Source organism: Phenylobacterium montanum (assembly GCF_018135625.1).
In the GTDB taxonomy this organism is placed as follows: domain Bacteria; phylum Pseudomonadota; class Alphaproteobacteria; order Caulobacterales; family Caulobacteraceae; genus Poindextera; species Poindextera montana.
On sequence record NZ_CP073078.1, the window covers coordinates 1064676 to 1089936 of the forward strand.

Genomic DNA, 25261 nt, shown 5'->3' on the forward strand with positions numbered 1-25261 from the left:
CGCCCCTACCCGTCCAGCTGCGCCTCGATCGCCGCAACAAGCCGCGGGTCGTCCGGCTTGACCACAGGCGAGAAGCGGCCGACCACGGCCCCCTGGCGGTTCACCAGGAACTTCTCGAAGTTCCACGAGACCTCGCCGGTCTTGGGCGCATTGTCCGGCGCGCCCACCGCCTCGGTCACCGCGGCGGTCAGGGCCTTGTAGAGCGGGTGCTGGCCCTCGCCCTTGACCACGATCTTCTCGAACATCGGGAAGGTGACGCCGAAGCTGGTCTCGCAGAAGGCGGCGATCTCGGCGTTGCTCCCCGGCTCCTGGCCGGCGAACTCGTTGGCGGGGAAGCCCGCCACCACCAGCCCGCGGCCGCGATAGGCCTCATAGAGCTTCTCCAGGCCCTCATACTGCGGGGTCAGGCCGCATTTCGACGCCACATTGACCACCAGCACCACCTTGCCGGCGAACTCGCCCAGGGAGCCCGGCGAGCCATCGATATGATTGACGCTGATCTCCTGCAGGCTGGCGGCCATGATTCCTCTCCTGTGCTCGATGATGCGTCTTCAACGCTATCGTGCGGCCTGTAGTTTGCAAACGACCGCTCTGCGGCAACGCTTGATCGCTTCGCGCGTTCAACCCGCCGAAGGGGGCTTCAATGAAAGACTTCGCCATGAAGAGAGCTTGCCTGCCCCTGATCGCCGCCCTGGCGGCGACCACCGCAATGACCGCGCCGGCCCTGGCCCAGCCCTACGGCCCGCCGGCGCCTCCCGGCTACGGGGCCGCTGAGCGCCATGAGGGCTGGGAGATCGACCGCCGCATCGACTGGACCCAGGACCGCATCGATCGCGGCCGCGCCGACGGCTCGCTCGACCGCCACGAATTCCGCCGGGTCCAGGGACAGCTGAACCGCATCCGTCACGATTTCGAGCGCGCCCGTTACCGCAGCGGCGGTCGCCTCGACGGTCGCGCCCGCGCCTCGCTCGCCGGCCGCCTGGACCGGCTGAACGACGAAATCCACTGGCTGAGGCACAACGACGAACGCCGGCCCTGGTAAGTCAGGACAACGCCTTCAGAACCCTTCCCCGCCGGGGAAGGGTTCTCTCTATGCGAGGATATCCTCGTGCTCCCGATGCCGGCGCATCCAGGCCTGGGCATAGGTGCAGACCGGCACGATCTTCAGGCCCGCCTCGCGGGCGTGGGCCACGATCCCTTCCATCAGCCGTGCGGCGACGCCATGGCCGCGCAGGGCCTGCGGGGTCTCCACATGCGGGATCACCAGGCGGTCGCCGTCGCGCCAATAGTCGGCGAAGGCGACCTGGCCGTCGACCGCCAGCTCGAAGCGGCTCTTGCCCTGATTGTCGGTCACGGACTGGTCGGCCAAGGTTTCAGCTCCCGCCTTGCATGCAGCGCCCTACCCTGGGCTGCCAATGCGATTGATCTTGGCCAGATTCTGGCGTTCGAATTGTGTCATCGAGCACGGCCCGGCGACAGACCGGCCGCACGGGAGGAGACCGTCATGCGCCCCTGGATCCTGGCCGCCCTGAGCTTTGCCGCCCTGACGCCCCTGGCCGGCTGCAACAGGCCGGTCGTCGCCTCCAGCGCGGCCCCGGCGGCGGCCTCGGCCGCGGTGTCCGCAGCCCCCGCGCCCCAGGCGGCGGCCTATCCGCACCGCAAGGCCGGCCTCTGGCGCCAGACCATGTCCATGGCCGGCGGCCCCGCCATGCCCGCCACCGAAATGTGCCTCGACGACGCCAGCCAAGCCAAGCTGTCCATGGTCGGCCAGGAAATGAGCCGCAACCATTGCAGCCCGCCTCAGTTCACCCGCAATCCGGACGGATCGTTCAGCTTCACAGCCAGCTGCGACATGGGCGAGGCGGGCCGGAGCACCACCACCGGAACCGTCACCGGCGACTTCAATTCCAGCTACCAGACCATGATCGACTCCAAGATCACCGGCGCGGCGACCGCGGCCGCCAATGGCGAGCACAAGATGACCATGACCGCCACCTGGCTCGGCCCCTGCACAGCCGACCAGAAGCCCGGCGACATGATCATGTCCAACGGCATGAAGATGAACATGCTGGACCGCGCCGGCGGTTGATCGGCCGGGGCTGTCAACGGTTATATGAAACCATCGCCTGAGCCGCGCGTTGACCCGGACGCCTGTGTCAAACCTCGGCGCAGGCCCGTCTCAGCCGCGGCGATAGGCGTTGCGGCGACCGCCTTGGACCTCGATTTCGTTCGTGCCGCGTCTTCGTAAGAGATCCATCAGTCTGTCCGGCCACGCCACCTCGCTGGCGCTGGAGCCCGAGTTCTGGGAGGCCCTTAGCGCCATGGCCGCCGCCCGGGCGATGAGCCTGGCTGGCCTGATCGTCGACATCGACGCCGGCCGCGCCGATCGCCCCTTGGCCTCGGCCTGCCGCGTCGCCGCCCTCGCCTGGGCCCGCAACGGCGGCTGAGCTCTCAGGCGCCGGCGCTTCTGTCGGGCCGCCAACGTGCTACATATGTTCCAGATTCTTCCTGTTTCTGGTCCATCAGCTTGTCCGACATCCCTACGCCCCGCATCAGCGACCTCGCCCGGGTCGCCGCCCCCGCCGCCTCGCACCTCGACGGGCTGAACCCCGAGCAGCGCCGGGCGGTCGAGGCGATCGAGGGGCCGGTGCTGGTGCTGGCCGGCGCCGGCACAGGCAAGACCCGGGTGCTCACCAGCCGCCTGGCCCAGATTCTGGCCACCGGCCGCGCCCGGCCGTGGCAGATCCTGGCCGTCACCTTCACCAACAAGGCCGCGCGCGAAATGCGCGAGCGCACCACCGCAATGGTCGGTCCCCAGGCCGAGGGCCTGCGCTGGCTGGGCACCTTCCACTCCATCGCCGCCCAGATCCTGCGCCGCCACGCCGAGCTGGTGGGGATGAAGTCCAACTTCACCATCCTCGACACCGACGACCAGGAACGGCTGATCAAACAGCTCTTGGAAGCCGAGAACATCGACCCCAAGCGCTGGACCCCGCGCAACTTCGCCGGCCTGGTCGACCACTGGAAGAACCGGGGCTGGACGCCCGAGCGCCTGCCGCCGGCCGAGGGCGCGCATTTCGCCAACAACCGCGGCGCGGCCCTCTACAAGCTGTACCAGGAACGGCTGAGGGTGCTGAACGCCTGCGATTTCGGCGACCTGTTGCTGCACAACATCACCATCTTCACCGCCAACCCGGACGTGCTGGCCGACTATCACGACCGCTTCCGCTACATCCTGGTCGACGAGTACCAGGACACCAATGTCGCCCAGTACCTGTGGCTGCGCCTCCTGGCCCAGAACCGGCAGAACATCTGCTGCGTCGGCGACGACGACCAATCGATCTATGGCTGGCGCGGCGCCGAGGTGGACAACATCCTGCGCTTCGAGCGCGACTTCCCCGGCGCCGAGGTGATCCGGCTGGAGCGCAACTATCGCTCAACCGAGCACATCCTGGCCGCCGCCTCGGGCCTGATCACCGCCAACAAGGGCCGCCTGGGCAAGACCCTGTGGACCGAGGCCAAGGGCGGCCAGAAGGTCCAGGTGCGCGGGGTCTGGGACGGCGAGGCCGAGAGCCGCCTGGTGGCCGACGAGATCGAGCGGGCCAAACGCGCGGGCCGCCGCTTCCGCGACATGGCCATACTGGTGCGCGCCTCGTTCCAGATGCGCGCCTTCGAAGAGCGCTTCGTGCTCTTGCAGATCCCCTACACCGTGATCGGCGGCCCGCGCTTCTTCGAGCGCGCCGAGATCCGCGACGCCCACGCCTATCTGCGCCTGATCCAGTCCGAGGACGACGACCTCGCCTTCGAGCGCATCGTCAACGTGCCCAAGCGCGGCATCGGCGACACCACCGTCTCGCGCCTCTTGCAACTCGCGCGCGGCCAGGGCCTGTCGGTCGCGGTCGCCTCCCGCGCCCTGGTGCACACCGACGAGCTGGCCGCCCGCACCCGCACCGCCCTCTCCAACTTCCTGCGCGATCTCGACCGCTGGCGCTCGCTCAGGGACACCACCGACCACGCGCGGCTTTTGGAAATGGTGCTGGAGGAGAGCGGCTATACCGACGCCCTGCGTCTCGACAAGGGCCCCACCAGCCAGACCCGCCTGGAGAACCTGAAGGAGCTGGTCCAGTCCATGGCCGCCTTCGAGAACCTGCAGGCCTATCTGGAGCACGTCTCCCTGGTCATGGACCTGGACCGCGGCGCCTCGGAAGACGCCGTGCAGATCATGACCCTGCACGCGGCCAAGGGCCTCGAGTTCCCCCTGGTCTTCCTGCCCGGCTGGGAGGAAGGCGTGTTCCCCTCCCAGCGCAGCATCGACGAGAAGGGCGAGAAGGGCCTCGAGGAGGAGCGGCGCCTGGCCTATGTCGGCATCACCCGCGCCCGCGAGGACGCGCGCATCACCTTCGCCGCCAACCGGCAGGTCTACGGCCGCTGGACCAGCCAGCTGCCCAGCCGCTTCGTCGACGAACTGCCCATCGCCCACGTCGAGGCCTCCAGTGAGACCGGCTACTATGGCGGCGGGCCGGGCATGCAGGAGCCCAAGAGCCGGTGGGACGAGGCCCCCGCATTCCGCTCCAGCTACGACAGCCCCGGCTGGCGGCGGGCGCAGACCCGCGGCTCTGCCGGCGGCGGCTCGCGCCAGCCGGTGATCGAGGGCGATGGGCGGCTGGTGGCGGTCTCCGAACCCTCCGCCAGCGGCGCCTACGCCCGCGGCGACCGGGTGTTCCACCAGAAGTTCGGCTACGGCTTCGTCCGCGCCATCGAAGGCAACAAGCTCACCGTCAGCTTCGACAAGGCCGGCGAGAAGAAGGTCATCGACAGCTTCGTGGAGAAGGCGTGAGCGAAGCCGACCGCCTGATCGCGGCCCTCGGCCTTCAGCCCCATCCGGAAGGTGGCTGGTACGCCGAAACCTTCCGCGCGCCGTCCCCGGACGGCCGGCGGCCCGCCGCCACGGCCATCCTGTTCCTGCTCAAGGCCGGCGAGGCCAGCCATTGGCACCGGGTCGATGCGGTCGAAATCTGGTGCTGGCATCGCGGCGCGCCGCTGGAGCTGAAGATCCACGATGGGACCGGCCTGCGCACCCTAAGCCTAGGACCAGGCATAGAATCCGGCGAAACACCCCAGGGCGTGGTCCCCGAGAGCGCCTGGCAGGCCGCCCGCTCCCTCGGCGACTACACCCTGGTCAGTTGCGCCGTCGCCCCCGGCTTCGACTTCGCCGGGTTCGAACTGGCGCCGCCAGGGTTCGAACCTACCCCTTGATCGCGATCCGCGACCGCGCCTTCTCCGCCGTGGCTTTGCGCGGCAGGGTTATGTGCAGCACCCCGTCCTTGTAGCTGGCCTCGATCGCGCTGCGGTTCACGTCCGCCGCAATCGGGAACCGCCGCTCGAAGCGGCCGAAACGGCGCTCGCTCAGGCGATAGGTGGTGGTGGCGTCCTTGTGTTCCTCGCTCTTGTGGCCGCAGACCACCAGGTTGTCGCCCTCGACGGCCAGGTCGAGGTCAGCGAGGGTCATGCCCGGAACCTCCAGCGCCAAGCTGTAGGCGGCGTCGGTTTCGGTCAGGTCGACCGGCGGCTGGCCGAACAGCCTGCCCGGGCTGAAGCCGGCGAAGGGTTGTGTGGCCCGCATCGCCGGCAGCGCGCCCAGGCCCATGGCCGAGCGCCAGAACTCGTCGAACAGCCGCCCCGCCTCCATCTGCATCGCTGGCAGGCTGTCGAACGGCGCGCGCCAGAACTCCAGAAGGTCCGCGGGCGCCCCGGTCTGAGCGGCTCGCTTCCCCGCCTCGGCGGTGCGATGCGCGACCTGCAGTCCGAGCGGCGAGCCCGCTCCGTTGTCAGCGAAACTGCGGCGTTCGCCCTCGGCGGGCTTGCCGGCGGCGGTCTTGGTCTGGGCCGTCTTCTCCGCCGTTTCAGGCCGCTGGGCGGCTTGCGATTCGAGATGGTCAGCCATTGGAAACTCCCGGGTCTGGAGATAAAGGCGCCTCCCGCGCCCGCCCCGGATCATAGGCGCCCCAGGTCACAGGTCCGCTACAACCTGAATCAAGTTATTTTGATTTTCCCGCAAAGGTTGATTTATCCCGGGGGCAGCCGCGCCCACACCGCTTCGATCGGCTCGGGGGTCGTCAGCCCGAACAAATCGTCCAGCACCGCGCCCAGTTCGGCCGCGCTGGCCAGCAGCCGCTCGCGCGCCTCCCCATCCCGCCGCTCGATCAGCCGGTTGTTGAGCAGGCTGTAGCGCGCTTCCGGCGTCAGCCGCTCCATCAGGAGCGCGTTGCGGAACAGCGAGGTCGGGTGGGTCGAGGTCCACCAGTTGCCGGCTTCGTAGTCGGCCTGGACCGCCGGCTCCAGGGTGAAGCGATAGACATCCTGCCAGCCGGACGACAGCAGCACCTGCAGGGTGTGGAGCGGCCCGTCAGCGATGATCCTGTGACGACCCCCGGGAGTTTCCTGCTCCACGTTCAGTTCGTAACGCAGCGGCTCGGCGACCAGGTAACCGCCGAAGCCGACATCGGCCAGAAACGGCCCTTCGGGCAGTTCGACCCGCATCAGCGTGTGGCTGCGCGGCCCCTCCGGCCGCTCCGGCGGGGCCATCCAGCGCACTCGCGCGATCAGCGGGGAAAGCTCAAACCCGAGTTGCTCCAGCACCGCCCGGAACAGGCCGTTGATCTCGAAGCAGTAGCCCCCGCGCCGCCCGCGAACCAGCTTCTCCTGCAGGCTGTCCAGGTCCAGCCGAACCGGCCGCTCCAGCAGCGGATCCAGGTTCTCGAACGGAATCGCCGCCGGTTGAAGCGTGTGAAGCCGCCTCAGCACCGCCAGGGTCGGCTCGCGCGGCCCGGTATAGCCGATGCGCGCGAAATAGGCGTCCAGATCCAGGCTCATTTGCGGCCCTCCCCGCAGGCACATATAGGCGCAGCGACGGCATTTCCATGGCCGAGGTTTGCCCTTACTAAGCCCGCCATGACCGACCCCGCCTACCAGATCATCGCCCGCGGCCCCCGCGCCGACGCCGAGGCCGCCGCCGTCGCCATCGACAGCGACCCGATGCTGGAGGGCGCCACCTATTCGATCCTGGAGGAGGACGAGGACAAGGGAATCTGGCGCATCGACGCCTTCCCCACCTCGACCGAGGAGACCGAGGGCCTGAAGGCCGTCCTGACCGGCTTCCCGACCCTCAAGGTCACCCAGGAGGTCCTGGCCGACGCCGACTGGCTGGCCATGGCCCTCTCCGGCCTGCCGCCGGTGCGCGCCGGCCGCTTCTTCATCTACGGCGTCCACGACCGCGGCCGGGTCCCGGCCAACACCGTCAACCTGCGCATCGAGGCGGGGGCCGCCTTCGGCACCGGCCACCACGGCACCACGGTGGGCTGCCTGCTGGCCTATGACCGGCTGCTCAAAGCCCATCGCTTCGCGCGCGTGCTCGACGTCGGCTGCGGGACCGGGGTCCTGGCCATCGCCGCCGCCCGCACCGCCAGCCGCGCCTGCGTCGGCACCGACATCGACCCGGTCTCGGTGCGCATCGCCCGCGAGAACGCCGCCGTCAACCAGACTCGCGCCCGCTTCGTCCACGCCTCGGGCCTGGGCCACGCCCGGGTGCGGGCCAGCGCCCCCTACGACCTGGTCTTCGCCAACATCCTGGCCCGGCCGCTGGTCCACCTGTCCCACGACATCCACGGCGCCCTGAAGCCGGGAGGCCTCGCTATCCTCTCCGGCCTGCTACGCACCCAGGAGCGGATGGTGCGCGCCGCCTATCTGTCCAAGGGCTTCCACGTAGTCCGTCGCATCCACCGCGACGCCTGGGCCACCCTGGTGCTGCGGCGGGGTTAGCCCCCTGGCGGCGGCGTGCGCGGACGGCTAGAAATCCGCTCATGCTCCAGACCTTCGACGAAACCACCGATCCGTCCTTCGGCCCGCGCCACGTCCCGCTGATCCGCCAGGCCATGCAGGCCCAGGGCCTGGACGGCTTCCTCGTCCCGCACGAGGACGAGCACCAGAACGAATACCTGCCGGCGGCCAACGACCGCCTGGCCTGGGCCACCGGCTTCACCGGCTCGGCCGGGGCGGCAGTGATCTTCGCCGACAAGGCCGCCGTCTTCGTCGACGGCCGCTACACCCTGCAGGTGCGCGACCAGGTCGATCACGAACTGTTCGAGATCCTCGATCTCGTCGAAGGCGGCGTCCCGGCCTATCTCGAGCACGCCGCCAAGGCCGGCCAGACCATCGGCTACGACCCCCGCCTACACAGCCCCGACGCCCTCGACCGCCTGCGCGCCGCCGCCGCCAAGGCCGGCGCGACCCTGAAGGCCGTCGAAGCCAACCCCCTCGACCAGGCCTGGGGGGCCGAGCGGCCGGCGCAGCCCAAGGCCAAGGTGGTGCCCCAGCCCTTGGAATTCTCGGGCGAAAGCTCCGAGAGCAAGCGCCAGCGGATCGGCGCGGCCCTGACCGAGGCCGGCGCAGACGCCGCGGTCCTGACCGCCCCCGCCTCGATCGCCTGGCTGTTCAATGTCCGCGGCGGCGACGTGATCCGCAGCCCCCTGCCCCTGGCCCAGGCGATCCTGAACGCAGACGGCACGGCCCGTCTGTTCCTCGATCCCGACAAGGTCTCGGAAAACCTCCTGGCCTGGCTCGGCAACGGCGTCCGCCTGGAATCGCCCGAGGCCCTGGCCGGCGCCCTGGCTGAACTGAAAGACCGCCAGGTGCTGATCGACCCGGCCCAATCCTCCGCCTGGTACTTCTCGGCCCTGGAAGACGCGGGCGCAAAAGTGGTCCGCGCCGCGGACCCCTGCGCCCTGCCGCGCGCTTGCAAGAACGCGGTCGAGATCGAGGGAACGCGCCAGGCCCACATCCGCGACGGCGCCGCCCTGACCCGCTTCCTGCACTGGGCCGCGACCGAGGCCCAGGCCAGCCTGCCCGACGAAGTCACGGTGGTCGAAACCCTGGAAGGCTTCCGCGAGGCGACCGGCGCGCTGAAGGACCTGTCCTTCGACACCATCGCCGGAGCCGCCTCCAACGGCGCGATCGTCCACTACCGCCCGACCGAGCGGCTGAACAAGCGCACCGAGGCCGGCTCGCTGCTCCTGGTGGATTCCGGCGCGCAGTACATGGATGGCACCACCGACGTCACCCGCACTGTCGCGATCGGCGAGCCGACCGCGGAGATGCGCCAGCGCTTCACCTTGGTGCTCAAGGGCCACCTGGCCCTGGCCCGCGTGCGCTTTCCGGCCGGCACCACCGGCTCGGCCCTGGACATCCTGGCCCGCGCCGCCCTCTGGCAGGCGGGCCTCGACTACGACCACGGCACCGGCCACGGTGTCGGTAGCTATCTCGGCGTCCACGAGGGCCCGCAGCGCATCGCCAAGGCGCCCAACAGCGTGGCCCTGAAGCCCGGCATGATCCTCTCCAACGAGCCCGGGTACTACAAGGCCGGCGAATACGGCATCCGCATCGAGAACCTGCAGGTGGTCACCGAGGCCGAGCCGATTCCGGGCGGCGAACGGCCCATGCACGGTTTCGAGACCCTGACCCTGGCTCCCATCGATCGCCGCCTGGTCGACAAGAGCCTGATGACCGCCGAGGAGATCGCCCAGCTCGACGCCTATCACGCCAAGGTGCTGGACACGATCGGTCCCAAGCTCGACGGCGAGGCTCGCGCCTGGCTGGCCGAGGCCTGCGCGCCGATCTAGGCCTCGGCCCACATCCGCAGCAGGTTGTGATAGGTTCCGGTCAGGCGGATCGCGGTCTCGTCGCCGTCGCCCAGGCGCGCCCGGGCGTCCATCACCGCCTGGTCCAACTCCCATAGAAGATCGCGCTGCTCGCCAGAGCGGACCATGGACTGCACCCAGAAGAACGAGGCCCAGCGCGCCCCGCGGGTCACCGGCGTCACCTGGTGCACCGTGGTCGCGGGATAGAGCACCATGTCGCCGGCGGCGAGCTTGAACGCCTCGGCCCCGATCGGCCCGCTGATCACCAGTTCGCCGCCGTCGTATTCGTCGGGCTCGCTCAGGAACAGGGTGCAGGACAGGTCGGTCCGATAACGCCGCCCGCCCTCGCCATAGCGGATGGTGTTGTCCACATGGTCGCCAAAGCCCATGCCCGCCTCATAGCGGTTGAACAGCGGCGGATAGACCCGCGCCGGCAGGGCGGCCGAGATGAAGGCGGGATTGCGCCCCAGCCGGTCCAGGATCAGCTCGCCCAGCGCCTTGGCCTCGGGCGCATCCTGCGGCAGCTGCAGGTTCTGCTTGGCCTCGGCCGACTGCGCGCCGGCGGTCACCTTGCCGTCGATGAAGCTTGCGGCCTCCAGCCGGTCACGGCAGGCGGCGACATCGGCGGCTGACAGCACTTCGGGAACGATCAGGATCATGCGGCCTCCTTCAAGCGCGCCAGCGCCTCGGTCATGGCCCCGCGGCTGATCGCGGGCGCGCCGGCCAGGGCGGCAGCGAACAGGGCGTCCGCCTCCTCCAGCCGTCCCTCGGCCCGCAGCACGCTGGCGTAGTTGAACTGGCCGCGGAAATAGCCGCCCTCGGCCGAGCGCCGGTACCAGTCACGCGCAGCGGCAGGGTCCTTTGGCGCGCCCCAGCCCTGCTCCAGGCAACGCCCCACCAGGTTCATCGCCCGGGGATGACCCTGCTCGGCCGCGCGGCGATACCAAGTCAGCGCCGCCTTGGGATCTCGCGGCACGCCCAGCCCGTCCAGCAGCAGGTGGCCCAGATTGTACTGCGCCCAGGCCGAGCCGGCCTCGGCCGCCAGCCTGTACCACTCCGCCGCGATCGCCGGATCGGCCGGCGCGCCCCAGCCGTTCTCGCGGCAGCGGCCGACCATGTTGCGGGCCTCGGCCTGAATCTCGCCCTCGCCGCCCTCGGCCGCCAGCTCGAACCAGGCCAAGGCCTGGGCCGGATCGCGCGTCACGCCCTGCCCCTCCAGCAGCATCCGCCCATAGCGCAGCTGGGCCTCGGCCAGGCCCCATTCGGCGGCGGCCCGCACCCAAGGCGCCGAGCGCTCGGGCGTATCGCCCAGCACCGCGGCCAGCCGCTCGGGGCTCATGGCCACCAGGGCCCCGACCATGACCTCCACCAGGTCCGACGCGCCTGACCCGGCCATCAGTATTTCAAGGTAGCGGTCACGAGCACGGTGCGACCGGCGCCCGGAACGACGTGGTTCTCGATCGCCGAGGAAAAGTAGTCGTTGGTGTAGTAGAACTTGTCGGTCAGGTTGTAGCCGTTCAGCTGCAGCCCTACATGCTCGGTCACCTGCCAGCTGACCATGCCGTCCAGGGTGACATAGCCCGGGATATAGGCGAGCCCGCCGGCGTCGGCCGCCCGCTGGCCCATATAGTTGACCCCGGCCCCGACCTCGATCTCGTTCGGGAATTCGTAGGTGGTCCAGAGATTGGCCTGGTTGCGGGCGGTGTTGGGCAGCCTGTGGCCGACCGGGCTGGGCGTGCCTGCGGTCGCCGCCGCCGTCGAACTCACCGTCACTGCATCCAGATAGGTATAGCCGGCCAGGATCTCCCAGTGCTTGGTCAGATAGCCGGAGGCCCCCAGCTCGATCCCCCGCGCCCTCAGGTCGCCGGACAGCGAGATCGCCCGGCTCACCGGATCGGTCACCCGGGCGTTGGTCATCTCGGTGTCGAACGCCGCCGCCGTCAGCGACAGCCGCTCATGCAGCACCTGGGCCTTGGCCCCGACCTCGTAGGTGCGGTCCTTCTCCGGCGCCAGCTGGGCGGTGGTGGTCGAGAGCGACAGGTTCTCGGCCGAGGGGTCATAGGACGTGCCATAGGAGAAATAGAGGCTGGCCCAGTTCGCCGGCTTGTAGACGATCGAGGCCCGCGGCGTGGCGATCTCGTCGGTGCGCTCGGCCCCGCTGAGCGCCCGGGCGTGGAAGCGGTCGAAGCGCACAGCCCCGGTCAGCGTGAAGCGTCCGACGTCGATGGTGTCGCCAACCAGGGCGCTCGCCGTCTGGGTGTCGACATTGCTGCGGCTGGAAATTGTGGTCTGGGTCCCGGGGAAGGCTTCGTTCGGATTGGGATCCAGGAGCGAAGTCGGGGCGATGGCCGACATCTGGTTGGCGAAGCGAACCTGGTGCGAACTTTCCTGGTCCAGCTCAAGCCCCAGGATCAGGCTGTGGCTGAGAGGGCCGGTCACCGTCTTGTAGGTGAGCTGGGTGTTGCTCATCGCCGTCCGCACCACGCCCTGGGAGCTGGGCCGGTCGCGGCAGACCAGGATCTGCGACAGCGGGGTTCCAGCTGGCTGCAGCGCCGAGCCGGTGCAGGTCGGCGAGCCGGACGCCGTGAACACCACGCCATAGTGCGGCTCGGTGATGCGCGAGACGAAGCCGTAGTTGGCGTAGCGCACCATCTCGCTGACAGACAGGGCGTCGCTGAAATCGTGGGTCAGCTTGGCGGTCAGGATGTCGACATCGGCCTTGGTGCGGTCGTCGGCCGGCAGGCCGAAATCGGCGTTGTGCGGCACCGGCGCCGGCGCGTCGCCCACATAGGGCACGCCCGCGTCAGGAATGTTGTTCTCCTCCTGGTGCAGATAGCTGACTACCAGGCTGGTCGGCCCATGCAGGCCGATCGCCGCTGTGGGCGCCACACCCCAGCGCCGGTTCAGCACGCGGTCGCGACCCGCCACCGCCGAACGCTGGCCCATGGCGTTCAGCCGCACCGCCGCGTCGTCGCCGATCCCATAGTCGGCGTCCACCGTCCCGCGCGCCTCGCTATTCGTGCCGCCGGTCAGGGTCGCGCCCAGGCTCTCGCCGAGATGAGGGATCTTGGTGACCTGGTTGATCACACCGCCGGTCGAGCCGCGCCCGAACAACGTCGAGGCTGGCCCCTTGTAGATTTCCAGCGCCTCGAGGTCGAAGCTGTCGCGGGTGTAGTAGCCGGTGTCCCTGAGGCCATCGAGGAAGAAGTCGTCATTGGCCGGAAAGCCGCGCAGGTTCACCGTATCCCCGTGCGCCCCGCCCTCACCGGCGTTCAGGGTCACGCCCGGCACGTTCTTCAGCGCTTCCTGCAGATTGGCCACGCCCTGCTCGTGCAGCACCGCCTGGGGCAGCACGTTGATGGTCTGGGCGGTGTTCTGGATCTTCTGCGACAGGGCCGTCAGGGTCGGCTTGCGCGCCGTCACCACCACCGACTGGGCCGGGGCGTCGGCCATGTCCTTGGCCGCATCCGCCAAGGCCGGCGCTGCGCTCAGGGCCGAGACCAGGCACACGCCCGTATGCCCTACCCCGCCGCGTACGCGGTTGCGGAGGCGGGTGCGGGGCGACGGGGCGGCTTGGGCGGGCATGACGTAACCTTGAAATCTGCAAATGCGAACCGTTCGCAGATAGGGTCGTAGCAATCCCGACGAGGCGGTCAAGCTAAAATGCGAACGCTTCGCATTTTCACCGCCGCGTTATGGGTTCCTTACGTCTCTGCGAGACGCCCCCTTTCCCCTGTCGCGGCGACGAGCGGATTGATCTGGAGCAAGGGTATGGGCGGACGGAGCTCTGGGGCCTATCTGTGAAGCCCTGACGATCCGCGCGGCGAGACGGGCATGAGCTACGAGATCAAAGCCTACGAGCCCGAGATGGAGGCTCAGGTCGTGGCGCTTTCCCTGGAGGCCTGGGCGCCGGTGTTCGAAAAGCTCGAACCGGCCGTGCCCGGCTATGTCTATCACGCCTTCTATCCCGACGGCTGGCGCGACCGCCAAACGGCCGATGTGCTTCAGGTTCTCAGGACCGAGGGCGAGCACGTCCTGGTCGCTGTCGACGCGGGCGCGGTCATCGGCTGGGTCGGCCTGCGCCTGCACCCCAAGGATAGGATGGGCGAGATCTACATCCTCGCCGTCGATCCGGCGCATCAGCGGCGCGGGGTGGCGGGCGTCCTGATGGATCGCGCCATGGCCGAGATGCGGCGGGCGGGCCTTGAGATGGTCATGGTCGAGACCGGCGACGACCCGGGCCACGCTCCCTCACGGGCCACCTACGAAAGCGCCGGCTTCGAGCGCTGGCCGGTGGCGCGCTATTTCCGCAGGCTTCCTTGAGCCGAGCCGCGCCTTTCACCGGGAAACGCGAGCCACGACGCATCGCGATAGCTGGCCGCCACCAACCAGGCGCCGGCCGTCAGCGCCCAGGAGATGACAGCCTCGCTCCATTGCGAAGCGTCTGCCGACCCGGCCGCCACCGCGGGGCCCCAGACCAAGAGCGTGAACAGGCCGATCTGCACCGCCGCGAGCGTGGCCGCCAGGCGAGCGCAGACGCCCGCAACCACCGCCACCCCGCCAGCGATATAGGTCCAGCCGGTGAAACGCACCCATGCCGCATGGGCTGGGAGCCAAGCGGGCACGAGCGATGCGGTCTCCTTGACATAGGCCAAGTGGGCCGCCCCGAAGGCGATCAGGGCGAGGCCATAGACGGTCCGGGCGATCAAGAGACCCCTCTCGCCCACCGCGAAGCCGAACCGTCGCTGGTGCCAGCCGGTGGCCAACACCGCGTACAGCGTCCAGGTCCCCGCGACGAGCACCGCGGTCTCGCCCCATCCCTCCCAGGAAACCGCGGCTGTCGGCGCCAGCCAGATCACCCGTCCCCGAAACGCGAGCATCCAGAGCAGAAGCCAGACCAGCAGTACGCGCGCGGCCAAGGCGGCCGTGCGCCGCCAGAACAGCCCGGCGCCGGTCGCCGCCGCAACCAGGGCGCAGACGAGGGCCAAGACTTCACGCGCAGGAAAGCCCTCTGGAACCGGTTGGCAGATCGGTGCGAAATCGCGCTGGACGAGGCCCAGTATCCCGATCCCGACCAGCGTCGCCGCAAAGGTCAAGCGCGCCGGGGTCCTCACACGCCTGACCTTATTTGCCCGGCGCAGGCGAAAGCCGCCGCGCCTTGACCACGGCTGCGTCCAGCGCCTGCAGGAACTTCGAGCGGTCGGCAGCCTCGAACGGCCGCGGCCCGCCGGTCACCTCCCCCATGGAGCGCAGATGCTCGCCGATCGCGCGCGACGCCAGGGCCCCGCCGATATTGTCGGCCGTAAAGGGCCGCCCCGCCGGATGCAACGCCAGGGCGCCCGCGCTCAGGGCGCGCTGGGCCAGCGGAATGTCAGCGGTGATGACAATGTCGCCCCGCCCAGCCCGTTCTGCGATCCAGTCGTCTGCGGCGTCCGGCCCCTCCTCCACCACCATCAGCGTGATCCGCGGGCCGGGCGGCGTGCGGATCCAGCGATTGCACACCACGAACACGGCCAGCCCATAGCGATCCGCCACGCGATAGGCTTCGTCCTTCACCGGGCAGGCGTCGGCGTCGATATAGAGAACGGTCATTGCGCCAGATTACACGATCGCGGCGCTTGATTGGCCATCGCCTGCGATCTCTCTGCCGTCCGCGCGACGCCTGCTGGTTCAAGCTCTCAATGCAGATCCATGTTCGGGAACCAGGTCAGGCCGGTATTGTCGCCGATAACCTTGGCGTCATAGGGCGCGTTCAGCCCCTGGCGTGTCCAGTAAAGGCCGAATCCGGGCGAGTTCAGGTTGCCATACTGGTTCAGGATCGTTCCCGCGTGATTGACCAGTATGACCCGATGGTTGTTCTGATCGCTGATCAGGGTGTTCCCATTGCGCAGCCGCACCGCCCGCGTCGGATTGGGGTTGGCGTTGCTGCCGGGCTGGGTGTTGGTGACATAGGACCAGACGATCTGGTCGTGCGCGTTCACCTCGACGATCCGGTTGTTGTTCGCATCCGTGATCAGGGTGTCGCCGTCAGGCAGGCGGCTGGCGAAAGCTACGCCATTCAGCGTGCCGCCTGCAGTAAAGGTCCGGACAATGACGTGGGCGCGGTTGACCTCGATGGCGCGGTTGTTGGACTCATCCGCGATCAGCAAATCGCCGTTTGCCAACTCTTCGATCGAGTTGGGATTGTTCAGATGGTTGGGACCATTGCCCGCCTCGCCCGTATGACCGTACTGCCAGATCACGTGGTGGGCCAGGTTGACCTCGATCACCCGCTGGTTGCCCTGGTCGGCGATCAGCACGGTCCGCTGGGCGGTCCAGGTCGCCTGCACCGGCGTATTGAGCTGGTTCCATCCTGCGCCGGTCACGCCGAAGGTCCCGTACTGCCAGACGATACGACCGGCGTGGTCGACGAAAAACACCCGGTTGTCGGCGCAGCCCGACGGGCACCCCGGCTCGGTCCCCGGAGGTGCGCCGGTGCCGGAAATCAAGGTGAAATCGCCGACCCGCAGCGCATCGTTCACGCCGATCGCCGAATTGGCGGAAAGGTCGTTCGGCCCCACGCCCCAGTGCCAGACGATCGCGCCGCGGGCGGCGTCGACTTCGATCACCCGGTTGTTGAACTGGTCCGAAATCAAAATATCGCCCGGCTTGTCGAAGGCCGGCGCCAGCGCCGGCAGCACCGGCGCCGCTGCGGCGGCGAGCCCCGCGCAGCTGGCGAACAGGACACCAAGAGACAGGATCGATCTACGCATGTCAGGCCCCTTTTGCGATTGCGAGCGCGCGAGGCGCCCGCCTCCGGAGCCGGGCGCCCGGTAGCCTGTGGATGCTGGCCAATGCAGGAAAGGTTCAACCGCGGCGGAGCGTCTCTAAGCCGCCGAAGTGGCCAGCGCCCGATACTTGAAGTCTCGTAGGCGCACCTCGCCGCCGCCCGCCGCATAGATGCCGACCGTCAGGCTCAAGAAGCCGCCGAAGGTGTTGTGGTTGAAGCCCGAAACCTCGCTTCGGATATCGTGTCGCGTCCAGGTTTTCCCTTCATCTCTCGAATAGCGCCAGGTGACGATGTTGGCGTCGTTGGTCACCTTCAGCCTCAGGGTCGTGGCCCCCAGCGGCATCCGCATCCAAGGCTGCTCCTCGGCGCTGAGAAAGGTCTTCAGCCCCGCCTGACCGAAGCCCAGGCCCAGAAAGGCCTTGTGGTTGTAGAAAAGCAGAAGACCGCCCTCGGCCTCGCCGATCAGGTCGATCGAGATCTCGGCGTCATAGGCTCGGTCGCCGACGATGCAGGTCAGGGGCGAAGAGTCCGCCGGAGATGTCCCCCGTCCCTTGAGCCTGAGCCCGCCGGGCTCATAGACCGCGCGGGTCCGCTCGTCCGCCCCCGGCTGGTGAAAGCTCCACTGGAGGCCGAAGCGGTCGGCCGAAAAATCGTCCGACAACGGATGACCAGAGGGGCCCGCTCGCCCGCCCCGCGGCTTGGCGATCGGCGCGGACAGATCACCACCCTTGGCCCGGAACCAGCCGTCGTCGGTCCATTCGATCGGCTCCAGCAGGGTTTGCCGACCCAGGGTGCGAAAGCCGTTCTCATAGCCGTGATAGACCATCCACCAGTCTCCGGCCGGCCCCTCGACCAGGGTGGCGTGGCCCCGCGACCACCAGGGCTCGGAGACGCTCCGTGTACGAACCACCGGATTGTATGGGCAGTATTCCCAGGGGCCGTGCACCGAGCGCGAGCGTGCGGCGATCACCATGTGCCCGGTGGGCGGCCCGGCCGTGCCGCCGACGGCATTGATCAGATAGAACCACTCGCCCCGGCGCATCAGCTTGGGCCCCTCGGGCGCAAAGTCCTCGACGATCCAGTCGTCCGGATAGCGCCAAGCCTGGTAGGCCGGCTCCAGCGCTCCGTCGGCGGCGAGGCCGTCGTCGGTCAGCCGCACCCGGCGCACGCCGTTGACGAACAGGTAGCGCTTGCCATCCTCGCCGACGATGTGGCCCGGATCGATGCAGCCGGTGATCTTCAGGTCGATGGGATCGCTCCAGGGCCCGCGAATGTCGTCGGCCCAGATGACGTAGAGCGCGAACCCGCGCCCCTCCACATCGGCCGGGATGTAGATGAAGTAGCGCCCCTTGTGCTTGACCAGATCGACCGCAAACACGTTCCCCAGCGGCTTCGTCAGGGCCGGCCCGACAGGCGTCCAGTTGACCAGGTCGCCAGAGCGCCAGATCACCAGGCCCGGCGACGAGTCGAACGAGGTGAAGGTCATGTAGTAGTCGGCGCCGTCCTTCAGGATGGTCGGGTCTGGGTGATCGCCGGCGACGATAGGGTTCAGATAGGTCCCATCGCCCAGGTCCGCGATCCGCTGCCCCTCAGGCCCCATGCCCCAACGCGGAGTCGGCGCTGTAGTAGCGCAGGCTGGCGCGGCGACAGCCCCGCCCGCCACCGCCGACCCCGCCGCCCCGGCGAGCGCGGCCTTGAAGAGAATGCGGCGGTCGAGGGTCATGCAGGCGCTCCCTTGGCGTTATGGTAGCGCTATCATTTACAGATTGGGGCGAAGTTACAAGTCCGGACGTCCTGCTTCGCGCTCGAGCGGCGGCCGGTTTTCCGACGCCCCTGGCGGATGAACCGCAGATGAACGTGCGGGTCCGCCCAGTTTCAGGTTTGCAATGCGATGGTCTGCGCCTGCGACGGCCGAAACGCCGCCGCTTCCGTTTGACGAGGCGAGGAGTATTGCGATGCCCTTCCAGATTTCCAACCTGGCCAAGGCCGGCCTCGCCGCCGCGGCCCTGCTGGTCGCCGCGACGAGCGCCCCGAACACGGCTTCGGCGCAGTCCTGGGGCTACGGCGACCGGATGGTCACCCGTTGCGATTCCGATGGCGACCGCTGTGCGACCTTGCGCTGCGACCATGATGGCGACGATTGCGCCCGGATCCGCGATTGGCGACCCGCCTGGTCCGGCGGTTGGCGACGCGAAGGCTTTGGTTATGGCGATGGGAATGGCTACGGCTACGGTCGCACCGAGACCCGCTGCGACGACGACGGCGATCGCTGCGCCCACTTCCGCTGCGATGATGATGGCGATCGCTGCGTGCGGGTAAGCCACTGGTGGCGCAACGACTAACGGGCTCGAGAGTTCTGGTTGGCGATGCCCCGGCAGGGCCAAGCCTGTTTGACGCAATTTTCAAAGGAGCAGACTGATGCGGCGCATCACGAGCGCGGCCATCGCCGCCATCCTCGGAACGACCGCCCTGGCGGCCATCCCGCCCGCGCCGGCCTCGGCTGGCGTCTATGTGGGCGTCAGCGTGAATTTCGCGCCGCCCCCCCTGCCGGTCTACGACCAGCCGCCGATCCCCGGACCCGGCTACATCTGGACCCCGGGCTATTGGGCCTGGGGCGACGATGACTATTACTGGGTGCCCGGGACATGGGTGCTGGCGCCGGAGCCCGGCCTTCTGTGGACCCCGGCCTGGTGGGGCTGGGACGACGGCGTCTACCTGTTCCACGCCGGCTATTGGGGTCCGACCGTCGGCTTCTACGGCGGCATCAACTACGGCTTCGGCTATACCGGCTTCGGCTATGGCGGCGGTTATTGGGACCACGATCGGTTCTTCTACAACCGCACGGTCAACAACATCACCAATGTCAACATCACCAACGTCTACAACAAGACAGTGATCAACAACACCAACGTCACCCGCGTCAGCTACAATGGCGGGACCGGCGGCGTGAACGCGCGGCCGACAGCAACCGAGCTCGCCGCCGCCCGCAGTTGGCGCGTCCCGCCGACCGGCGTTCAGGTTCAGCACCAACAGGAGGCGGCGCGGTTGCCGATCATGCGCGCCGCGGCCAATCGGGGCGCACCGCCTGTAGCGGCCACCGCCCGGCCGGCGGTGTTCAACGCCCCGGGCCAGGTGACCGCGGCCCGCGGCTCGCCCTTCGCCCACGCCTCCGCCGGAGCGCCGGCGCCAGGCTATGGCGCGCGGGCCAACGGCGGCAATTCAGATAGCCGCTACGGCTCCTCCTATAGGGGCCAGCCGGCGCCGCAGGCGCCCAACGCGTACGCCAAGTCAGCGCCCTCGGCCTACGAACAGGCGCGGACTCCGTCCTACCAGGCGTCCTCGCCCTACCGGCAAGCGCCGGCCTACCGCCAGGCCCAGCCGAACTATGGCTATGGCTACAGCGAAAACGGCGCCCGCTCCGCCCCGCAGCGTCAGTCGGACTACCGTCAGCCTGAATATCGCCAGCCCAGCCCGCCGCCCCGCGCCGCCGAGGCCTATGGCTGGAACGGCGGGCGCGGCTCTGCCTACGCCGCGCCAGCCTATCGCCCGCCGGCCCAGGCCTATGCTCAACGGCCGCCGCAGGCGGAAAGCTATCGCGCTCCGGCCTACGCCCAACGGCCTGCGGCCGAGAGCTACCGTCAGCCCGCCTATGCCGCGCCGCGCGGCGAGGCCCCTCGAAGCGAGCCGCGACCCCAGGGCCGCGAGGACCAGCGCAAGCCCCCGCAGCGCTGAGCCTCGCATCCAGCCCGCGGCGCCTGAAGTTTCGATGGTCCGCGCCCGAGCCTGACCGGCATGTCTCGGATCCAATCGCCGACCGAAAGGGGCTTCGCCGGCTAGAGATCTTCACCCGATCAGGGCCAGCCACTCGTCCTCGGTCAGCACCTGGATGCCGAGTTCGGCCGCGGTCTTCAGCTTCGAGCCCGCCCCCGGCCCGGCCACCACCAGGTCGGTCTTCTTCGAGACCGAGGACGCAACCTTGGCCCCCAGGGCCTCAGCCTGGGCCTTGGCCTCGTCGCGGGTCAGCTTCTCCAGGGCGCCGGTGAACACCACCGTCTTGCCGGCCACCGCCGTGTCGGTCTTGGGCTTTTCCGCGTCCAGCACCTGAAGCTGGGCCACCAGGTTCTGCACGATGCGGCGATTGTGGTCCTCGGCGAAATAGGCCGCCGCCGCCTCGATCACCGCGCCGCCGACCTGATCCAGGGCGTCCAGCTCGGCGATCGCCTCGGGATCGCGATCGGCGACCTTGTCCATGGCGGCCAGGAAGGCGTCGACGGTTAGATAGCCGCGGCTGAGCACGACGGCGGTGGTCTCGCCGATGTGGCGGATGCCCAGGCCATAGATGAACCGGTCCAGCCCGATCCGCCGCCGCGCCTCGATGGCGGCGAACAGGTTCTTCACACTGGTCTCGCCGAAACCCTCCCGGTCCTTCAGCTTCTTCAGCGAGGCGGCGTCACGCGCCTCCAGGGTGAAGATATCGGCCGGCTCCCTGATCAGGCCTTCGTCGAAAAACGCCTGCAGCTGCTTGTCGCCCAGGCCCTCGATGTCGAAGGCGCGGCGGGAGACGAAGTGCTTCAGGTGCTCGACCCGCTGGAACGGACAGGCGAACTCGCCGGTGCAGCGACGCACCACCGTCTCGGCCCCGCCGCTGGTGGTCTCGCGCGCCAGCGGGGTGTGCAGCGGGCACGGGCAATGGGTCGGGAATTCGTAGGGGACGGCGCCCTCGGGACGCTCATCGAGCACCACGCTGACGATCTGCGGGATTACATCGCCGGCGCGCTGCACGATCACCGTGTCGCCGACGTGCAGGTCCTTGCGCGCGATCTCGTCCGCGTTGTGCAGGGTGGCGTTCTCCACCACCACCCCGCCCACGGTCACCGGCTGCAGGCGCGCCACCGGCGTCACCGCGCCGGTGCGGCCGACCTGGATGTCGATGGCCTCGAGGATGGTGCGCGCCTGCTGGGCGGGGAACTTGCGGGCGATCGCCCAGCGCGGGCTGCGCGAAACGAAGCCCAGCCGGCTCTGCCAGTCCAGTCGGTCGACCTTGTAGACCACCCCGTCGATATCGAAGTCCAGCTTGGGCCGCTCGACCTCCATCGCCGCATAGGCGGCCAGCAGGCCCTCGGCGTTCTCCACCCGCCGCGCCTGTGGCGTCACATGGAAACCCCATGACCTCAAAGCCTCCAGCGCGCCCCATTGGGTGTCGCTGAACGGCGCGCTGATCAGCCCCCAGGCATAGGCGAAGAAGCGCAGGGGCCGCTGGGCGGTGATATTGGCGTCGATCTGGCGCAGCGAACCAGCGGCGGCGTTTCTCGGGTTGGCGTAGGTCTTGGTTCCCGCCGCCTCCGCCGCGGCGTTCAGCGCGGCGAACTCGGCATGGCCCAGATAGACCTCGCCGCGAACCTCGATCACCTCGGGCCAGCCCTTGCCGGCCAGGCGCTGCGGGATCTCGCGGATAGTGCGCAGGTTCTCGGTCACGTCCTCGCCCACGCGTCCGTCACCGCGGGTCCCGCCGCGCACCAGCACCCCGTTCTCATAGCGCAGGGAGGCCGACAGCCCGTCGATCTTGGGCTCGGCGGTATAGAACACCGGCTCTTCGCCCAGGCGCAGGAAACGGCGCACCCGCGCGTCGAACTCGATCGCCTCGTCGTTGGAGAAGGCGTTGTCCAGCGACAACATGGGCACGCCATGCTCGACGGGGGAGAACTTCTCCGCCCGCGCCGCGCCCACCCGCAGAGAGGGGGAATTGTCGCGCACCAGATGCGGAAACCGCCCCTCGATGTCGGCGTTGCGCCGCTTCATCGCGTCGTAGTCCGCATCCGAGATGGCGGGCGCGTCCTCCTGGAAATAGCGGAGGTCGTGACCGGCCAGCTCGTCGGCCAGGCGGGCGAGCTCGTCGGCCGCCTCGGCCTCGTCCAGGGCCTCGACCTGCTTCAAATCAGGCATGCATCAAGGCTCTCGCGGCGGCCCGGGCGGCCTCGGTGATCTCGGCGCCCGACAACATGCGGGCGATTTCTTCCTCGCGGGCGGCGGGCGACAGGGTCTCGACCGCCGTGCGCAGCCTGTCCCCCTCCCCAGCCTTGGCCACCCGCCAATGGGCGTCGGCGCGGGCGGCCACCTGAGGCGAATGGGTCACCACCAGCACCTGGGCGTCCCCCGCCAGCCGCTTGAGCCTCAGGCCCACCGCATCGGCCACGGCCCCGCCGACCCCCTGGTCGACCTCGTCGAAGATCATCAGGGGCTGGACCTGGTCCTCGCGCCCGGCCAGGGCCGCCTTCAGCGCCAGGGCGAAACGGGCCAGCTCGCCGCCCGAGGCGATGGCGCCCAGGCCGCCGAACGGCGAGCCGGGATTGGTCGAGACCTCGAACTCCACCCGATCAGCCCCGGCCGGCCCGGCGCGGTCTTCACCCAGGGGCTCCACGGCCACGCGGAAACGCGCCTTGTCAAGTTTCAGGGGCGCCAGTTCCCCCATCACCGCCGCCGCCAGCCGCTCGCCGGCGGCCTTGCGCGCTGTGCTCAGGGCCTCGGCCGCAGCCAGATAAGCCTTGCGCGCGGCCGCCGCCTCGGTTTCCGCGGCTTTCAGGGCGTCGTGCGAGTGCTCGCTGGCGCGCAGGGCCTCGGCGAAGCGCGCCCGCTCGTCCGGCAGGGCCTCGACGGCCACGTTCAGCTTGCGGGCCATGGCGCGCAGGGCGAACAGCCGCTCCTCGGCCTTTTCCAGCTGGTCGGGCTCGAAGTCGAAGGCGTCGGCGGCGGCGTCGATCGCGGCCAGGGCCTCGTCGGCCTCGATCAGGGTGCGATCCAGCGCGGCGGCGGCCTCGGTGATGCGCTTGACCGCCTCGTTCTCGGCGCTGGCGCCCGACTGTGCGGTGCGCTCGCGCGCCCGCTCCAGCGCTCGGCAGGCCTGGGCCAGGCGCGAGGACAGGTTGTCACCCAGGGCCTCGCGCGCGGCGGCGATATCGGCCAGCGCCTTCTCGGCGGCGCCCAGCAGCGCCCTCTGCCCGGCCAGCTCGGCCTCTTCCCCGGCCTTGGGATCCAGCCGGTCCAGCTCGCCAAGGCGCAGGGTCATCTCCTCGATGTCCGCCGCCGAACGCGCCGCAGCGTCACGCAGCGCCTCCAGCTGCTCCCGCGCCGCCCGCCAGCCGCTCCAGGCTCCGGCGCAAGCCACGGCCTCGCCCTTCAGCCCGCCGAAGGCGTCCAGCAGCGGCCGGTGGGTGCGCGCGTCCAACAGGCCCACCGTCTCGTGCTGGCCGTGCACTTCAAGCAGCATGGCGCCCAGGTCGCGCAGCACGCCCACGCTGGTCGCCTGGTCGTTGACGAAGGCCCGCGAGCGGCCGTCGGCGGACAGCTGGCGCCGCAGCACCAGGTCCTCGTCCGGCGCGCCACCCAAGCCCTTCTCTTCGAGATAAGCCCAGACAGGATGGTCGGCCGTGAGGGCGAAAATCGCCGTCGCCTGGGCCTGGGCCGCGCCGCGGCGCACCAGGCCCGCCTCGGCCCGCGCTCCGGTCGCGAGGCCGAGCGCATCCAGCATGATCGACTTGCCGGCCCCGGTCTCCCCGGTCAGGGCGGTCAGCCCCGGCCCGATCGACAGATCCAGGCTCTCGATCAGCACCACGTCACGAATGGCCAGCCCAATCAGCATGGGCGGAAGATCGCCGGGAATCTCGGCGGGCTCAACAGCTGGATTGCGTCGAGGCGCTTAAGCCTTCGGCTGCGCCGCCGGCTGGGCCGGGGCCGCAGGCGCCGTATCGTCCTTAGGCGGCGCCGGCGTCTGGTCCTTGTGGAAGGTCAGGACGTTCACCGCCTTGTGGAAGAAGCCGTGCGGCTTGGTGTTGGTCGGCTCGGGCGTGTCCGGATGCAGGCCCTTGCTCTGCATCAGCTTGTAGGCGTCGGCGTACCACTGGTCGCCCGGGAAGTTGTAGCCGAGCACCGCCGCATTGCGCTTGGCCTCGTCCACCGCGCCCAGGGTCAGGTAGGCCTCGACCAGGCGATAGAGCGCCTCGGGCGTATGGCTGGTGGTCTGGAAGTGGTCGACCACGTATTTGAAACGGCCGATCGACGACAGGGTGTCGCCCTGGCGCAGGTACCAGCGGCCGATCGCCATCTCCTTGCCGGCCAGTTGGTCGTTGATCATGTCGATCTTCAGCTTGGCGTCGAGGGCGTATTCGGTGTTGGGGAACCGCCGCTCGACCTCCTGCATGGCCACCAGGGCCTGCTGGGTCGAGGACTGGTCGCGGCCCACATCGACGATCTGCTCGAAATAGCACTCGGCTTTCAGGTAGTAGGCGTAGGCCGCCGTCGGATTGCCCGGATAGAGCTCGGCGAAGCGGTTCGAATCGGCCACCGCCTCGTCGTACTGGTTGGCCTCGTAGTGGGCGTAGGCCTGCATCAGGATCGCCCGCCGAGACCACTCCGAATAGGGGTGCTGGCGTTCGACTTCCTTGAAATAGACGATGCCCTCGCTCCACTGGTGCGAGTCCAGCTTGGCCGCGCCGGCGGCATAGAGCTGATCGACCGGCGCCTCCTGGTAGGCGGTGTTGTCGTCTTCTTTCTTCTTGCCGGCCTTGCGCAGCAGGGCGCAACCAGACATCGCCACCGAGGCGGCCACGATCGCGACGATGACCGCCGACCGGGAACGGAGTTCAGAGAGCACCAACGACCACCTCGAAACGGACGCGCCCCCCGCGCCCTCAGCATGACTGGTCCGTGGCTTCTACACTAGCTCGCCGGGGACGCAAACGGGATGGGATCAACAAGCCCTGGCCGCAAAGCCGCAGGTTGTAAGCCCCACCGACCGCCCCCATTC

General features: G+C 69.1%; 24 protein-coding genes. 10 read left to right on the top strand and 14 right to left on the bottom strand.

Annotation, left to right across the window (positions count from 1 at the left end):
* Window positions 1–5: 5 nt before the first annotated feature.
* Window positions 6–521 (bottom strand): glutathione peroxidase, encoded by a 516-nt coding sequence (locus KCG34_RS04850; RefSeq protein WP_211939266.1) that lies wholly within the window; start codon window positions 519–521, stop codon window positions 6–8.
* A gap of 137 nt (window positions 522–658) precedes the next feature.
* On the opposite strand from KCG34_RS04850, the gene KCG34_RS04855 reads away from it, so the two are divergent.
* Window positions 659–1042, top strand: coding sequence for a hypothetical protein (locus KCG34_RS04855; protein WP_211939267.1), 384 nt, complete (start codon window positions 659–661; stop codon window positions 1040–1042).
* Window positions 1043–1090: 48 nt separating this feature from the next.
* On the opposite strand, the gene KCG34_RS04860 is transcribed toward KCG34_RS04855, so the two are convergent.
* Entirely contained in the window at window positions 1091–1369 is a 279-nt protein-coding gene (locus tag KCG34_RS04860; protein WP_249138222.1) for a GNAT family N-acetyltransferase, read from the bottom strand.
* 135 nt (window positions 1370–1504) lie between these two features.
* Here KCG34_RS04860 and KCG34_RS04865 point away from each other — a divergent pair, with 135 nt between their 5' ends.
* The 4 genes from KCG34_RS04865 (at window position 1505) to KCG34_RS04880 (ending at window position 5256) form a co-directional block, all read left to right on the top strand.
* Window positions 1505–2089, top strand: coding sequence for a DUF3617 domain-containing protein (locus KCG34_RS04865; RefSeq protein WP_211939268.1), 585 nt, complete (start codon window positions 1505–1507; stop codon window positions 2087–2089).
* A 142-nt stretch (window positions 2090–2231) separates the two neighbouring features.
* The gene (locus KCG34_RS04870) at window positions 2232–2447 is read left to right on the top strand and encodes a ribbon-helix-helix domain-containing protein (protein WP_211939269.1); all 216 of its coding nucleotides are present in this window, start codon (window positions 2232–2234) and stop codon (window positions 2445–2447) included.
* 80 nt (window positions 2448–2527) lie between these two features.
* Window positions 2528–4837, top strand: a complete 2310-nt coding sequence (locus tag KCG34_RS04875) for an ATP-dependent helicase (protein ID WP_249138223.1) — start codon at window positions 2528–2530, stop codon at window positions 4835–4837.
* Window positions 4834–5256 (top strand): cupin domain-containing protein, encoded by a 423-nt coding sequence (locus KCG34_RS04880; protein ID WP_211939270.1) that lies wholly within the window; start codon window positions 4834–4836, stop codon window positions 5254–5256. The genes KCG34_RS04875 and KCG34_RS04880 overlap by 4 nt, the downstream gene beginning before the upstream one ends.
* Here KCG34_RS04880 and KCG34_RS04885 read toward each other — a convergent pair.
* Both KCG34_RS04885 and KCG34_RS04890 read right to left on the bottom strand, forming a co-directional pair.
* Window positions 5246–5944 (bottom strand): Hsp20/alpha crystallin family protein, encoded by a 699-nt coding sequence (locus KCG34_RS04885; protein WP_211939271.1) that lies wholly within the window; start codon window positions 5942–5944, stop codon window positions 5246–5248. The two genes, KCG34_RS04880 and KCG34_RS04885, sit on opposite strands and share 11 nt — an antisense overlap.
* Before the next feature lie 122 nt (window positions 5945–6066).
* Entirely contained in the window at window positions 6067–6873 is an 807-nt protein-coding gene (locus tag KCG34_RS04890) for an arylamine N-acetyltransferase family protein (protein ID WP_211939272.1), read from the bottom strand.
* A gap of 78 nt (window positions 6874–6951) precedes the next feature.
* On the opposite strand from KCG34_RS04890, the gene KCG34_RS04895 reads away from it, so the two are divergent.
* Entirely contained in the window at window positions 6952–7818 is an 867-nt protein-coding gene (locus KCG34_RS04895; protein WP_211939273.1) for a 50S ribosomal protein L11 methyltransferase, read from the top strand.
* Window positions 7819–7859: 41 nt separating this feature from the next.
* Window positions 7860–9674 carry an aminopeptidase P family protein gene (locus tag KCG34_RS04900; RefSeq protein ID WP_211939274.1) on the top strand — a complete coding sequence of 605 codons (1815 nt, stop codon included), beginning with the start codon at window positions 7860–7862 and terminating at the stop codon, window positions 9672–9674.
* On the opposite strand, the gene KCG34_RS04905 is transcribed toward KCG34_RS04900, so the two are convergent.
* Genes KCG34_RS04905 through KCG34_RS04915 form a run of 3 tightly spaced genes read right to left on the bottom strand, consistent with a single transcriptional unit; the run spans window position 9671 to window position 13277 of the window.
* Entirely contained in the window at window positions 9671–10351 is a 681-nt protein-coding gene (locus tag KCG34_RS04905; protein WP_211939275.1) for a Fe2+-dependent dioxygenase, read from the bottom strand. The two genes, KCG34_RS04900 and KCG34_RS04905, sit on opposite strands and share 4 nt — an antisense overlap.
* Complete coding sequence (locus KCG34_RS04910) at window positions 10348–11088, bottom strand: tetratricopeptide repeat protein (protein WP_211939276.1); 741 nt, start codon at window positions 11086–11088, stop codon at window positions 10348–10350. The genes KCG34_RS04905 and KCG34_RS04910 overlap by 4 nt, the downstream gene beginning before the upstream one ends.
* Window positions 11088–13277: a TonB-dependent receptor gene (locus KCG34_RS04915; RefSeq protein ID WP_211939277.1), complete on the bottom strand. Its 2190-nt coding sequence runs from the start codon at window positions 13275–13277 to the stop codon at window positions 11088–11090. Before KCG34_RS04915 ends, KCG34_RS04910 begins: the two co-directional genes overlap by 1 nt.
* A 249-nt stretch (window positions 13278–13526) precedes the next feature.
* Here KCG34_RS04915 and KCG34_RS04920 point away from each other — a divergent pair, with 249 nt between their 5' ends.
* The gene (locus KCG34_RS04920) at window positions 13527–14015 is read left to right on the top strand and encodes a GNAT family N-acetyltransferase (protein ID WP_211939278.1); all 489 of its coding nucleotides are present in this window, start codon (window positions 13527–13529) and stop codon (window positions 14013–14015) included.
* Here the strand turns inward: KCG34_RS04920 and KCG34_RS04925 are convergent.
* From KCG34_RS04925 to KCG34_RS04940, 4 genes are all read right to left on the bottom strand, one after another.
* Window positions 13994–14788, bottom strand: a complete 795-nt coding sequence (locus tag KCG34_RS04925) for a hypothetical protein (protein ID WP_211939279.1) — start codon at window positions 14786–14788, stop codon at window positions 13994–13996. The genes KCG34_RS04920 and KCG34_RS04925 overlap by 22 nt on opposite strands.
* Before the next feature lie 28 nt (window positions 14789–14816).
* Complete coding sequence (locus tag KCG34_RS04930; protein ID WP_211939280.1) at window positions 14817–15284, bottom strand: YaiI/YqxD family protein; 468 nt, start codon at window positions 15282–15284, stop codon at window positions 14817–14819.
* An 86-nt stretch (window positions 15285–15370) separates the two neighbouring features.
* A complete protein-coding gene (locus KCG34_RS04935) occupies window positions 15371–16444 on the bottom strand; it encodes an NHL repeat-containing protein (RefSeq protein ID WP_211939281.1) in 1074 nt (357 codons plus the stop codon).
* Between the two features lie 114 nt (window positions 16445–16558).
* Window positions 16559–18184 carry a family 43 glycosylhydrolase gene (locus tag KCG34_RS04940; RefSeq protein WP_211939282.1) on the bottom strand — a complete coding sequence of 542 codons (1626 nt, stop codon included), beginning with the start codon at window positions 18182–18184 and terminating at the stop codon, window positions 16559–16561.
* A gap of 232 nt (window positions 18185–18416) precedes the next feature.
* Between KCG34_RS04940 and KCG34_RS04945 the strand changes: the two genes are divergently transcribed.
* Both KCG34_RS04945 and KCG34_RS04950 read left to right on the top strand, forming a co-directional pair.
* Window positions 18417–18803: a hypothetical protein gene (locus tag KCG34_RS04945; protein WP_211939283.1), complete on the top strand. Its 387-nt coding sequence runs from the start codon at window positions 18417–18419 to the stop codon at window positions 18801–18803.
* A 76-nt stretch (window positions 18804–18879) separates the two neighbouring features.
* Window positions 18880–20193: a YXWGXW repeat-containing protein gene (locus KCG34_RS04950; RefSeq protein WP_211939284.1), complete on the top strand. Its 1314-nt coding sequence runs from the start codon at window positions 18880–18882 to the stop codon at window positions 20191–20193.
* 111 nt (window positions 20194–20304) lie between these two features.
* On the opposite strand, the gene ligA is transcribed toward KCG34_RS04950, so the two are convergent.
* Genes ligA through KCG34_RS04965 form a run of 3 tightly spaced genes read right to left on the bottom strand, consistent with a single transcriptional unit; the run spans window position 20305 to window position 25108 of the window.
* On the bottom strand, window positions 20305–22395 hold the full coding sequence (ligA, locus tag KCG34_RS04955) for an NAD-dependent DNA ligase LigA (RefSeq protein WP_376788233.1): 2091 nt from the start codon (window positions 22393–22395) through the stop codon (window positions 20305–20307).
* Window position 22396: 1 nt separating this feature from the next.
* Entirely contained in the window at window positions 22397–24097 is a 1701-nt protein-coding gene (recN, locus tag KCG34_RS04960; RefSeq protein ID WP_211939286.1) for a DNA repair protein RecN, read from the bottom strand.
* A gap of 57 nt (window positions 24098–24154) precedes the next feature.
* On the bottom strand, window positions 24155–25108 hold the full coding sequence (locus KCG34_RS04965; protein WP_211939287.1) for an outer membrane protein assembly factor BamD: 954 nt from the start codon (window positions 25106–25108) through the stop codon (window positions 24155–24157).
* Window positions 25109–25261 lie beyond the last annotated feature (153 nt).